Below are 12477 nucleotides of genomic sequence, written 5' to 3' on the forward strand. Positions count from 1 at the left end.
GTGCTTAGAACAGATGGTTCCGAATGAATCGGACACCGCCACCCCACTCCTTCAGGGACGTTCGACGTCATGCGGTCTCATGCATACCTATACGGCCTGCGCCGCTGCGCTTAGGAATCGGCTTGCGGACAGGTTTTCATCGAAATTCTTGGTTAGGCTCGCGGAATGTCTTCCAACCGATATCCCCGCGTAGTGGTGCTGAGTGGAGGCTCGATTTCCGGGAAGTCCTCCATTACCCGAGCTCTTCAGGAAATGCTTCCAGGTATCTGGCTGACTTTTGGTGTGGACAATTCCATCGAAACTCTTCCGAATCGGGGCGACAGTCCGTGGACGGGAATCACTTATGAGCAAGATGGCACGATTACCTCCAGCATCGAGCATCGGACCCTGGAGCGCAGTTGGTACACCGGATTTTGCAGTATGGCCAGAGCTGGAGCTCACGTGATTCTCGATGAGGTGCTTCTCTCAGGGAGTGCCGGACAAAAGCGCGTGTAATCCACTCTCAGCAGCGTGGACCTGGTGTGGGTCGGAGTGCGCTGCGACCCTGATATCGCCGCATCACGCGAAGCCCGACGCTTTGATCGCGTGGAGGGGATGGCTCGGCAGTAAGCCCTGAGCGTGCACAGCGGCACGACGTACGATTTTAAGGTCGACACCACGAATCGTTCGACCGAAGACTGCGCCAGTGACATCGTGGGCTGGTTCTCACTCAACGAATCTGCTCGCTGACGAATCGCTTACGGGGACCGGTGATCCTTTTCGGCTCCGCAGTCCTCGGGTATCGGTATTGGGTGGCGAACGCATCCTGCATGAGGGCGGCGAACATCTCAGTTATGTAGGCAGCGACACTGGCATGTTGCGCAATGTGGTCAGCGCCGTCCCCAAGTGCCGTACGAACTGGGTCCAGTGCTGGTGTGGTTGGGTCAGCGGCGGCAGCGCGCAATAGCTCCAGGCGCTGCGGGACGGAGGTATAGCCGAGTTCAAATAACGTCCAGTGGAACAGATGCATCAGGGCAGTGTCACGGTCGTAGCCGTCATGCATCGGCATGGATGCTTTTTCCTCCGCGGTGAGGTCGAACGCTGGATGAAGCGCCAGGCCGAAGTCCGTGAAGAGCAGTCTGCCGTCGCGAATGAGGATGTTCCCCGGGTGAACATCGAAGTGCTGGAATCCCTGCTTGTTCATCCAGGCGGTGGCTTCGAGGAGCTGGTTGACCACGTCAGGAAAGACGGTCGCCCCCGTGCCCTCGGTGATACTCGTGCGCACCCAAGCGCCCAGCGTCTCGGGCACGTACTCGAGGAAAAACACCATGCTCTTGGACGCGTCCTTCATCGCGGCGAGTTTGCTCTGAACCTGAGGCCAGTGTGATCCCCACTGGCGTGGAGGAGCTTCGCCGTCGAACTCCCTAAGGTCCGCCTCACAATTCATATCCAGGACGCGCCAGCCGAGTAGCAGCGGAAAGAAATCGGCAGCTCCCGTGCGGACCCACTCGGATGTCAGTTGATGCGCCGCCAATTCCCGCCCGACCGCATGGGTAAGGCTTCCTATCCCGTAGTGGGAAACAAAGGGGAGCTGGAGCCGACTCGTCGTGGCGGTCGGCTCCGCTTCCTCGACGCTCGTCAGTGGGAGCTGCTTCACGAACACAGTCGTTCCGCCAATGTCGACGGTCTTAGTTGTTCCCCCGATACCGACGCCAACCGGCACTGCAGTATCAATGAGCGTCCGGATACCCGCATCATCCAGCCCGGCGAGCATCGAAGAGATACCTCGGGCTTCAGCTATGCGAGCGGTCATGATCACACCCTACGGGCCGGTGACCGCCGCACTCGGTGCGTCGGCGCTCTTCTTCAAGGCATCGAGAGCAGTGGTTCGGACTGCGCCAGAACATCAGGGGAGCGTTCGAGGAGCGTCCGTAAGCCGATCGTCTCTTGATGAGTCCGGCCAGCACGATGACGGTGCGGCAGACGCTAGCTAGAGAACCGTGATGATCGTTAGTCTCGGGTCCATGACCGGATTTCCTCAAATACTCCATACGGTCCTTGACACAACTGATGTGCGAGAAGCTGGCGGAGTTCTACCGACAGCTTCTCGGACTCCAGTACCGACCAGGAGACGAGTCCACGGCTGAGGGCGCCCCTGATGATGTCGATTGGCTTGTTCTGACTGATGTGCAGGGCAACCGCAAGCTCGCTTTCCAGCAGGTTGATCACCTGAAGCGGACAACATGGCCCTCGTCTGGTGTGCCGATGCAGATGCACCTCGATCTGACCGTTCCTAACCGGGAAACACTTGAACATCACCATTCCAGGGCGCTGGCATTAGGGGCAGAACTCCGCTTCAATCGAACGGGCGACCCGAACGAGCCCTTATACGTTTATGCCGATCCGGCCGGTCATCCGTTCTGCATCTTCGTAGCCTGAAGCGAGCATGAGGTTCCGCTCGTCCGGTAAAAGATCCTTCAAAAATCCCGGGCGTCTACCTCCCGTTGCATAGGACTGGCTCTGCGAGTGGCGCTTTTGGGCTAGGCATTAGCTTTCGCGGAAGGAAGGCAGTTGTTCATTGATGGCGGTTACGTGTTGAATGGGCGGTGCTTCGCGGTTAGTTGATTCAGTCGACGACGACCGATGGGAGTGCTCGCTCTGGACAAAGCGGTGAGGGGCTGAATGCTCGGCAGCGGGCCGATGGACCGGGTGCTCTCGGCTGCCTACGAACACGCGGTCTACCCCACCGAGTACGTCACCGACAAATCCACAGCGCGCCAGTGGTTGAACCTGATGCATGACGTTCTCTGCCCGGAACCGGTCGAGCACACGATGAGTCGCACCGTCGACCTTGACCCCTTCAGGACCCGCGAACGTAGCAACCTGCCAACAGCAAGCTGACTACGGACACACCCTCCATGACGTGGCTCTGATTAGTCACTACCCGTGGGCTATGGGGTATTTTGGTCCATGGACGGCCTCGGTTACCGCTCCCTAGCTACTCGTTTTGATACCGTCTGACCGCACGGCGAGCTACCTCAAAGGCATCCCGTCATGAACAGACACCGCTCCACGCAGCCCGATCCTGCCGGCCATGAAGATCCGCGCCCAGCACAGAACCCACAGCTGGGGGCACCCTCGAACACGGACGCGTCCACGAAGGTATTCACCGGCGACATATCCCGGGTGGATCAGGCCGCCTTGGCCGAGCTGCTTTCCCGCGTGGCCGCCGGCGACCGGGAGGCGTTCACCGCCTTCTACCAGCTGACCTCACGGCGGGTTCATGGTCTTGCCCGCAGAATCATCGTCGATGCTGAAATCGCTCAGAACATCACGCAGGAAATTTATGTGCTCGTGTGGCAGGGCGCCCAGAGGTACAACCCAGCAGGTGGCAGTGTCATGGCCTGGCTGATGACCATGGCCCACCGAAAATCGGTCGATAAAGTCCGCTCGACACCCAGCATCAGGCATACCGTCCCGGCCGGAATCGCAGCCGAAACTCCGGCGGACAGTAGCGATGCCCGCGCGATGACAGGACACCAGGGCACCCTTTACCCTCTTCAACGTCAAGCCCTCAGCCTCGCCTACGACGAATGCCTGACCCACCGCGAGATAGCCGGACACCTTTCCTTGTCCCTTCCCACCGTCAGGACCGGGATCAGCACCGCATTGGCACAGCTACGGGCTTCCCGGGACGGAGCATAACCGGATGGAAACCCTCACCCAGAACCGGGACCACGACCCCCGTGAACGATCCGTGGCCGGCGATTCGGCGCGACGTCTTGCTGACCTGGAATCACTACGCCCTCACCTGGTGCGCACCGTACTCGATACCCGCGCCATGTGTGAGAGCGAATCTGCTCCCCACATCGGACACCCGCCACTCCAGGAAAGCACAGCTCCTCGTCAGCGCAGCAGTGCGGGATCTGGAAGAGCTCGACAACCAACTGGACCAGGCACGGAACCCATGTTGCTAATGAGAAGCATTTGCATTTAGCCTATTGTCATGCCGATTTCCCCTCGAACACTGTCTCTGTCCTCCGCCATGATTGCCGCCCTGGTCCTGACCTCCTGTTCCGCCGCTGCATCATCCGAGCCTGGCGCCGACTCGTCCACGAACTCCTCCCCTGCCGCCGAGAGCACTGCTGAATCCACTACCGAACCTTCCGCTGGGGCCTCGGATCGTCTGGAAGTGGATGCTCTGGCCCCACGCGCGGTGCTGACATTCGACGGTGGTCTGATGACCGTTGACACCGAGACCGGTGAGGTGGTCGCCAGCACCGAATCGGAGGGGTTCCTGCGGCTCAACAATGCCGGCGACGGACGGCACGTCCTGGTCAGTGCCGGCGAGGAGTTTCGCGTGTTCGACACTGGTCTTATCGCTGAGGGGCATGGGGATCACGATCACTACTACGAGCAGGCACCGGCGCTGACCGGCTCCGCTATTGAGGCCCCCGAGGCCGGGCACGTCGTCGCGCACGAAGGCAAGACGGCGCTCTTCGCCGACGGGAGCGGAGCTATCACGGTAATGGACTCCGCTGCTTTCGAAGATGGCGAGGTGAGCGCGGACGAGGTTCAGGAGCATTCCACCGACGCTGCTCACCATGGTGTTGCCGTTCCGCTGAGCAGCGGGGCCCTTCTGATGACGCAAGGCACGGAGGAGTCGAGCAACACCGTCCAGGTTCTCTCACCCGAGGGTGAGGTCCTGGCAGAGACGACGGACTGCCCGGGCGTTCATGGAGAAGCCCCAGCAATGCCCACCTCCACCGGAGATGTCGTCTCGTTGGGCTGTGAGAACGGACCGGTGATCTACCGCGACGGCGCATTCCACAAAGTGCCGGTGGAGGAGGCGTACCAGCGGTCGGGCAACCTGTTCGGCAACCAGGAGTCACCGATCGTGCTGGCCGACTACAAGATTGATCCCGATGCCGAGCAGGAGCGACCCACCCGCATCGCTTTGATCGATACCCTCACCGCCACGATGACGACGGCCGATCTGGGGTCGGCGTACTGGTTCCGCTCTCTGGCCCGCGGGATGGAGGGAGAAGCCATGGTCCTGACCTACGACGGGGAACTGAACATCCTCGATGAGAAGACCGGGGAGATCATCCACGAGGTCAAGGTCGTCGAGCCGTGGGAGGAGCCCGCGGAATGGCAGTCGCCGGCACCGACGGTGAAGGTCGGCGCTGACGGGTTCGCCTACGTGACAGACCCGGCGGCCAAGAAACTGCACGTGATCGACGTCGAGGCCGGCATCGTCCTGTCCAGCTTCGACCTGCCCAAGACGCCTAACGAGCTCGCCATCGTGACCGGCGACGCAGAAGCACCGGACCACGAGCACGCCGAAGGTGAAGAACACGCCGAGGGCGAGGGATAAACCAGCAGACGCTGTGGTGTGGCCGCGGCGGATCTTCGGAACCGCCGCGGCTGCATGCTTCCCTTCGAGAATTTCCAGCGCTCACCCGCACCGCCCGCAACCCTCCACATCTCTCACGATTCAAGGACTTTCATGCCTTCCCTTCTACGTTGATACGTCTCGGCCCTGGCAGGAACCGGACGGGGAGGATGTCCTGGCAGCGCTTCCACCGGTGACAGCGGCCCTTGCCCCGATTGCCCGGCACGTAACTACCGTGCCTTCCACGCAGTGGTGGTCGCAAGGCCGGCAGGTCGAGCAGTGGGCTATCGATTGGCGATCAGCAGATGATCCAGCACCGCTGCCCCGGGAACCATTACACGCCCTTTCTACTTGGGCCCGCGGCGCACGCGCTGAGGAGGTCCGCGCCGCGAAGGAGAGACCCCGAAATCCCCACGCCAATTACTCCGGGACGTGGTGGCCCTTTCCGCAAGGAACCACCCAGTAAGTCGGACGGATACCGCTGGGGCTGAACCTCGTCGATGACTCCTTCGGCTGGGAGCACGCCACCGTAATCCCCGTGCGCGGGGCGGGCCGCACCTATGAGGTGGGTACCGAAGACGATTGGGGGTCTCTGTGCCGTGAGTACCCGTTGGAGGTCACGGCATCTCGGCGTCATGACTGGTTCCGTTAGACCGGGCATGACGGCAGGTGGGTGATTCCGGACTGGGAGAAGGTCGCGAAGCGGTGGGACGCGGTGCACCTGACAGCCCTGGCCTACTTCAGTAGGGCCAGTCGTGCGCTGCAGGTCGACGCAGGAACATCGACGGTCATCTCGGGATGGAATCCCGACACGACGATTTGGCTCACAGATGTCGCACGCGAGTGGGACGTTCCTCGCCGGCAATGGCAACGCTCTCCACATCAGGAGGCCTGGACCAGAAACCTACTGTGATCCGACTAGTCATCGTTAGGTCGGTCTCGCTGAGGGAGCGGCTCGCAGGAGACCTAGGAGACCTAGAGTATTTGGATGTCGACGAGAACGTTCTTTCTCTACACCCGCAGTGATGACGTTGCGGCGTCCCGCCGGTTCTACTCCGATCTGATTGGCCTTGATCAAATTTGGGATAAAGAGGATCACATTGCCTACAGCATCGGAGGCGGGGTCCAGTTCTCCATCAGTTATGACGCGGACGCGACGGCCAAGAAGGAGTGGTCATTTCAACCCGGGTGGGCATCTGGGCTAGCCATCGACCCCAACCCGGGGTGCGCACCCGCTTTATGGAGTATCCCGCTGTCTCCTGAAGCTTTCTGGAATGCCGTCGCGCGGTTCTCCCAACTTCCCCAAGTTCATAGATTTGTTCGACGGAGTCTTCGTGCTTGAGCTAGACCTCGAAGCCCTGACTCTGCGAACGCCGAAGGTTGGGTGCGATTACGCACTTCGCTCCAGGGTTTTGATTCTGCCGAGGATGGTGGGCGCGATAACCGCGAACGCGGCGGTCAGCAGTGCGATCCCCATCATGGCTCCTCGTAGTCCTACTGCTTCTGCGAGGAATCCCACGAAGACAGGTCCGAGCACGAATCCCAGGTATGCGGTGGTGGCGACCGCGGATGTTGCTCGTCCTCGCTCATGTGCGGGGACGGTGCGGGTAGCTTCACTGAGCAGTGTTGGAAAGAGCACTGATGTGCCAATCGCTGCCAGGGCTAGACCGGCCAGGGCGGTCGTGGTGGTCGTCGCGCTGGCTACCAGTAGCGTTCCGGCGGTCGCTGTCATGCCGCCGCCGATGAGCAGGATGCCAGCGCGAAGACGAGTGAGTGCCCCGGCCGCGAAACGGGTGAGGGCCGCGAAGGTCGCGAAGGTTGCAGGGGCCAGAGCCGTCACGCCTGGCTCGGCGTCGAGCTCATCCGCAAGGAAGATGGCGCTCCAGCTTTGGTGGGCGTTCTCTGCCGCGAAACCCAGCGCCGCAACGAGTCCGACGATGACGAAGGGGACAGCGTAACGCCACGCCCCTGTTCGTCGGCGGGCTGTCGCATCACCGGAACGGTGAGGTCCACTGCCGCACACGAGCGTCACCACGCCTAACACGGTCATTACCGCGCCCATGACGAGGAAGACAACCCCGACACCAGATCCTGCCGTGCGCAGAGCACCCGTGCCTAGGCTGCCGATGACGACGAAGGAAGAAAACACTGCGTGGGCGATGGTGATGGTCCGCCGTCCTGTTTCCTGCTCCGCGAGGCCGGCGAGAGCGTTCGAGGCGACATCGGCGGCCCCCGAGGTCGCACCGATGAGGGTCATCCCGATGATGAGCGTGGGCAGGTTGTGTGCGAAGAACGCTATGAGCACTCCCGCACCAGCCAGTGTGACCAACAGGGGCCCGGCGATACGCGTGCCAAAGCGGTCAGCAGCTTTGCCGGTGAAGAACATGGCAGGCAAGGCGCCCAGTCCCACGAACAGCAGAGCAGTACCCAGCGCTGCGTCATCGAGGTTCGAGGCACTGCGTAACGCGGGCAGGGCCGCCCCCCACATACCCCAGAACACACCAAAGGCAGCGAAAGCACTGAGAGAAGCGATAGTCGTACGCATTTGTGTAACGATACACAGGTAGTCTTGATAGGTGAACTCCCAACGCGTGACGATGAGGCAGGTTGCTGCCGAGGCCGGAGTGGCGGTGATGACGGTCAGCTATACCTATCAGCAACCGGAGCGCGTCGCGGAAACGACCAGAACCAAGGTTTTGGAGGCCGCTGAACGACTCGGGTATCGAGGACCGAATCCGGTGGCGCGTTCACTTCGCAGTGGATCGACCGGGAACTTGGGGGTAGTGCTCGGTGAGCACCTTACCTACGCTTTCGAGGATCCGCAGGCGGCCAAATTCCTCGCCGGGGTGTCACGTGTCTGCGTCGAGCATCGGCTGGGTTTGGTCCTGATTCCGAGCACGGGAGAAGCCAGTGACGTCGATCGCGTGCAGGAAGCAACTGTCGACGGATTCGTGGTGTGGACAACGGTTCGGGGTGACCCTGTTCTTGATGCGGTTGCCGCGACAGGACGACCCGCCGCGATCCAGGGGGGTCCTGCGGTTCCTGGGATACAGGTGGTGACCGCCGACGATCAAACCGCTGCCCACGCCATCGCGCACCACATGCTCGAGGACGCGCGAAATCCCATCGTGCTCTCTCATCCGTTGGGCCGTGCCCGACAAGCCGGGCTCTTCTGGGGACCCAACACGGATGTTGCCTTTCCTGTGACGCGAGCACGACTGACCGGATACAAGCAGGCGTACGAAGAACTTGGGCACTCCTGGTCGGATGTTCCCGTTGCAGTTGTCGCCCGGCACACCAGGGATAACGGAAGGCAAGCTATGACCGATGTGCTTGATAAGTTCCGGCCCGATGTTGTGATCGCCATGAGCGATCAACTCGCTGCCGGCGCTATCGACGTACTCGGGCGCACCGTACGAGTAAGCGGTTGGGACGACAGCGAACTGGCGTCCACCCTCGGCTTCCCCAGTATTCGACAGTCCCTCTTCGAACAGGGAGTCGCCTGCGCCAACATCGCAGCAGGCATCACAAGAGTCGCTATACCACCACCATGGAGACTAGCTCTTCACTAGCAAGCTTCGGCGGGGCCGACACTACTCCTAGTCATTGACCTTGCGCGGCCTGCTCCACCGTTTGCCGGATGTTCGGACGCCGGCCTCCTTGCGGGCGTTCGGTGCTGTAGTGGTGCCCGACTCGGACCGGGCACCGGGTTCTGGTCCACCGAGGACATGTACTCGCCAGTACACGATGAGATCCCTACCATCAGGAATGGGTGTGGCTGGGGTCACATGGGGCAAGCCCTATCCCGTTACCGGGCCAACCGGACGCAGCGTTGTGTTCCGGCTTCGATGACGAGCCCGCGCAGTTCTTCTGTCCGGGACGAACAAACAGGGGGAATTCATGGCCGCGGTGATCGAACTTTTTCATGATCGAGACAATGCATTCAGGTTCAGGTTGAAGACACCGGACGGGACAGTTATCGCCGTATCCAAACCGTTCCCGGACAAGGCGGCGGCCGTAGCGGGAATCCGTGCCGTTCGTGAGTGCGCCGGAACTGGCCTGATCACCGACCTCTGCATGCCGAGGCCTCACGCAGCAGGAGCCTCGCGACGACCCGTAAGGCACGTATTCAAATAAGCCCCTCTCTTGGGCGCGGGTGCAGCGTCAGCCAAGGAGGTTGAGGGTCGGAGCGGACCAGGGCAGGCATGGCCGCGGGACTCGGCTGGAAGGCCGGCGAGGGATCACCACCGCTCATACAGACGTCATCGCTACCTGAAGGCGCCACTGTTGGTGATTGGCGGATTCAGGCGGTCGTTGCTGTTGGATGGGCACGGCTTTGATTCCGGGCGAGTTGCGCAGAGGTTATTCATGAGTCAAGCGTCCAGCCAGCAGCCATACCTCACGAGAGTTGATCCTGCAGCGGCGGGCCTGCAATCCCGTCATTCGGTATCCGATGCGTCCCCTTCAATAGCCCGCTTCTTCCGGGACTGCCGGATTGCGAAACCTGTGGCGAGCACCCCGATGACAGCCCCGACGGCCCCTCCCATCAGAGCCCCTGATCCCAGAGATTCCAGGGTGCCAGCGCTGATAGCGACGGCGTCGACCAAAGGGATGAGGCCTCGCCCAGCCCATCCGGTGAAGCCCATCGCACCGATGGTCAGCAGCAGAGCGGAGAGAGTGAAGATGGCCTGGAATGTCAGTGCCCTGTCGCTGGCTCGGGACGCGAGGTCCATAGTGTTCACCCCCCGCCGACCCGCGTACCACATAGTGCAGTAGATGGGGATGATCGAGAAGATGACCAGCAGGATCGGGACCAAGATCAGGCCGAGCAGCGCCGTGATGAATGCCCCGATAGTCCCGAGGTAGAGGCTTGCCGTCATCGCCGTGCACCTCGCCGGAACCGTCAGGACCAATCACCTCACGCCGTTACTTACGCGGCCGGTATCGCAGCGCGGTCACCCCCGACCGGAACTCATGGCGATCCACGAGCTCGAGCTGGATGCGCTCGCGCAGGCCACTGAGCAACGTCGGCCCGTGTCCGGCAAGGACCGGCTGCACAACGAACACGTATTCGTCGATCAGTCCCAGATCTGCCAACGTTAGAGGAAGCGTTATCCCACCCACGAACAGTCCCTCGCCTGGCTCCTGCTTGAGCCGCTCGACAGCTTGCCGCAAGTCGCCTCGCAGCAGCTCGGCATTCCAGTCGACCCTGCTCAGCGTGCTCGACACGACGTGCTTTTTCGCCCCATCGATGGCCTCGGCGAACGGTATCTGCCACTCATCCATCCACTCAGGCCACGTACCGGTGGCCGGCTGCCGCCACGCCGGCTCCATCATTTCGTAGGTCACCCGGCCGAAGAGCAAGGCATCGGCTCGCTCCAACTCAGCGGTCCAGTAACGCATCGACTCCTCGTCGGGGGAAAGCCCTGCCTCGTGATGGCAGCAGCCGTCGAGCGTGACGTTGATGGAGTATCGAAGTGGTTTCATCTCGTTCTCTCCTTGATGCGCGCAGCACATTTTCACCGGATCGAACTCACACTACCGTCGGCGCCACCTCTCATCGCCGCCCGATCCGACCCTCCGGCGGGTGATGTCAGGGCGGGGATTCCGCTCTCCGTTCATGAGCGCGACTGCGACGATCGTGGCAACACTGACGACGACGTCGATCACAACGCACGCCTCAGCGTGCCATCGCCACACCACCACTTTCACGCAGTAGTGCAGGGCCCACGCGGCGTAAAGGGAGCCAACCGACGCCGATCAGGATCCCCCGCGAAAAGGATCGGCAATGACGGCGATCATGGCGGGGACGGCGTACAGCGTGAATGTCATGACGGGGTGTTGAAGGCTGATAACTTTTATCGTGAGCGTCAATGCGCTTGGCCGTCCTGCTGAGCGATCGGCTTAAGGACAGGGACGCAATGTTCTAGCAATCTGGACCTCAATGCCAGAGGGCGACATTATGGCTGGAATACTCGCGGATGGGGTCGAGTTGTGCCGGGCATGAGAATCATTGGAGCCCAGCACTTCGGAGGACCGGAGGTCCTCGCCGTATTCGAGGCCGCGGATCCGCTCCCGGGCCCGCAAGAAGTGCGAATTCGGTTGAGGGCGGCGGCCGTCAACCCTACGGACACCACCTTTCGCGCCGGCGAGCAACCACTGGGTGAGTTGGGTCCGCCCTATGTCCCTGGAATGGACGCGGCCGGAATCATCGAGGAGATCGGCGAAGGCAGCCGCTGGCACAAAGGTGAGGCGGTGATGGCTATCGCCTTGCCGCGGGGGAAGCACGGCGGCGCCTACGCAGAGCGTTTGGTCGCCCCGGACGATTCGATCGCCCGGATCCCGGCAAATATCAACCTCGTGACAGCTTCCACGCTGCCCATGAATGGGCTTACAGCTCTCCAAATTATTGAAAAGTTGGATCTGCAGCCGGAGCAAACCCTCGCGGTCACGGGTGCCGCCGGCATCTTGGGCAACTACGTGGTCCACCTGGCCAAGCACCAAGGGCTTACTGTGATCGCGGACGCCGCCGACAAAGATCTGGAACTGGTGAAGAGTTTCGGCGTCGATTATGTGGTGGAGCGCGGAGACGACGTCGCGAAGCGGATTCGGGAGTTGTTTCCGGACGGAGTCGACGCCTTGGTCGACGCTGCGGTGCTGAACGAGAAGGCGGTGGCCGCCGTCAGGGACGGTGGCGGTTTCGCGACCGTTCGGCGCTGGATGGGAGAGCCTGGGCGGAATATCGCAGTGCACCTGATCAATGTCTATGAGGAGTACCGGTCACACGAAAAACTGGATCGGCTGCGTCAGTATGTCGAGGAGGGGATCCTGTTCCCACGCGTAACTGATATCTATCCCGCGGAGAAAGCGGCCGAGGCTCACCGCCGCATTGAATCTGGTGGAGTTCGCGGGCGCCTCGTCCTTGAGTTTCCATGATCAAGGATAATGACTCCCGCCTGTCGACTGGCATGCGGCCATGCGACTGAGGCCTTTGGAGGAGTCACCCTTTAAAATCAGAGTCACGCCGCCCGTGGTCAGTGAGAACTGAGCTGAGGCGTCCCTGCAAGTCCGGTTGACATGCATACCGGTTATGGGCGCTCAAA

13 protein-coding genes and 1 pseudogene are annotated in these 12477 nt (G+C 61.5%); 8 read left to right on the plus strand and 6 right to left on the minus strand.

What is annotated here, in order from left to right:
- Positions 1–165 precede the first annotated feature (165 nt).
- Positions 166–729: pseudogene (locus IWX75_RS17840) on the plus strand (phosphotransferase-like protein).
- Here the strand turns inward: IWX75_RS17840 and IWX75_RS00095 are convergent.
- Positions 710–1792 carry a hypothetical protein gene (locus IWX75_RS00095; RefSeq protein ID WP_196820238.1) on the minus strand — a complete coding sequence of 361 codons (1083 nt, stop codon included), beginning with the start codon at positions 1790–1792 and terminating at the stop codon, positions 710–712. The pseudogene IWX75_RS17840 and the gene IWX75_RS00095 sit on opposite strands and share 20 nt — an antisense overlap.
- 257 nt (positions 1793–2049) lie before the next feature.
- Between IWX75_RS00095 and IWX75_RS00100 the strand changes: the two genes are divergently transcribed.
- The 3 genes from IWX75_RS00100 (at position 2050) to IWX75_RS00110 (ending at position 3684) form a co-directional block, all read left to right on the plus strand.
- On the plus strand, positions 2050–2418 hold the full coding sequence (locus tag IWX75_RS00100) for a VOC family protein (RefSeq protein ID WP_334683994.1): 369 nt from the start codon (positions 2050–2052) through the stop codon (positions 2416–2418).
- 243 nt (positions 2419–2661) lie between these two features.
- Positions 2662–2880, plus strand: a complete 219-nt coding sequence (locus IWX75_RS00105) for a hypothetical protein (RefSeq protein WP_196820239.1) — start codon at positions 2662–2664, stop codon at positions 2878–2880.
- A gap of 153 nt (positions 2881–3033) precedes the next feature.
- A complete protein-coding gene (locus IWX75_RS00110; protein ID WP_196820240.1) occupies positions 3034–3684 on the plus strand; it encodes a sigma-70 family RNA polymerase sigma factor in 651 nt (216 codons plus the stop codon).
- Between the two features lie 288 nt (positions 3685–3972).
- Here IWX75_RS00110 and IWX75_RS17510 read toward each other — a convergent pair whose 3' ends face one another.
- Positions 3973–4134 carry a hypothetical protein gene (locus IWX75_RS17510; RefSeq protein WP_334683995.1) on the minus strand — a complete coding sequence of 54 codons (162 nt, stop codon included), beginning with the start codon at positions 4132–4134 and terminating at the stop codon, positions 3973–3975.
- 85 nt (positions 4135–4219) lie between these two features.
- On the opposite strand from IWX75_RS17510, the gene IWX75_RS00115 reads away from it, so the two are divergent.
- A complete protein-coding gene (locus IWX75_RS00115) occupies positions 4220–5356 on the plus strand; it encodes a hypothetical protein (RefSeq protein ID WP_334683996.1) in 1137 nt (378 codons plus the stop codon).
- 1408 nt (positions 5357–6764) lie between these two features.
- Here the strand turns inward: IWX75_RS00115 and IWX75_RS00120 are convergent.
- Positions 6765–7919 (minus strand): MFS transporter, encoded by a 1155-nt coding sequence (locus IWX75_RS00120; protein WP_196820241.1) that lies wholly within the window; start codon positions 7917–7919, stop codon positions 6765–6767.
- Between the two features lie 31 nt (positions 7920–7950).
- On the opposite strand from IWX75_RS00120, the gene IWX75_RS00125 reads away from it, so the two are divergent.
- Both IWX75_RS00125 and IWX75_RS00130 read left to right on the plus strand, forming a co-directional pair.
- Complete coding sequence (locus tag IWX75_RS00125) at positions 7951–8946, plus strand: LacI family DNA-binding transcriptional regulator (protein WP_196820242.1); 996 nt, start codon at positions 7951–7953, stop codon at positions 8944–8946.
- A gap of 328 nt (positions 8947–9274) precedes the next feature.
- Positions 9275–9511, plus strand: a complete 237-nt coding sequence (locus tag IWX75_RS00130; protein ID WP_196820243.1) for a YegP family protein — start codon at positions 9275–9277, stop codon at positions 9509–9511.
- Positions 9512–9813: 302 nt separating this feature from the next.
- Here IWX75_RS00130 and IWX75_RS00135 read toward each other — a convergent pair whose 3' ends face one another.
- From IWX75_RS00135 to IWX75_RS17515, 3 genes are read right to left on the minus strand one after another with little or no spacing between them, the layout of a single operon-like run.
- Positions 9814–10254, minus strand: coding sequence for a hypothetical protein (locus IWX75_RS00135; protein WP_196820244.1), 441 nt, complete (start codon positions 10252–10254; stop codon positions 9814–9816).
- 46 nt (positions 10255–10300) lie between these two features.
- Positions 10301–10861, minus strand: a complete 561-nt coding sequence (locus IWX75_RS00140) for a dihydrofolate reductase family protein (RefSeq protein ID WP_196820245.1) — start codon at positions 10859–10861, stop codon at positions 10301–10303.
- A 51-nt stretch (positions 10862–10912) separates the two neighbouring features.
- Complete coding sequence (locus IWX75_RS17515; protein ID WP_334683997.1) at positions 10913–11044, minus strand: hypothetical protein; 132 nt, start codon at positions 11042–11044, stop codon at positions 10913–10915.
- A 333-nt stretch (positions 11045–11377) separates the two neighbouring features.
- On the opposite strand from IWX75_RS17515, the gene IWX75_RS00145 reads away from it, so the two are divergent.
- Positions 11378–12310 (plus strand): NADP-dependent oxidoreductase, encoded by a 933-nt coding sequence (locus IWX75_RS00145; protein ID WP_196820246.1) that lies wholly within the window; start codon positions 11378–11380, stop codon positions 12308–12310.
- The last annotated feature ends 167 nt before the right edge of the window (positions 12311–12477 follow it).

Source organism: Arthrobacter sp. CAN_A6, assembly GCF_015751715.1.
Classification (GTDB): domain Bacteria; phylum Actinomycetota; class Actinomycetes; order Actinomycetales; family Micrococcaceae; genus Arthrobacter_D.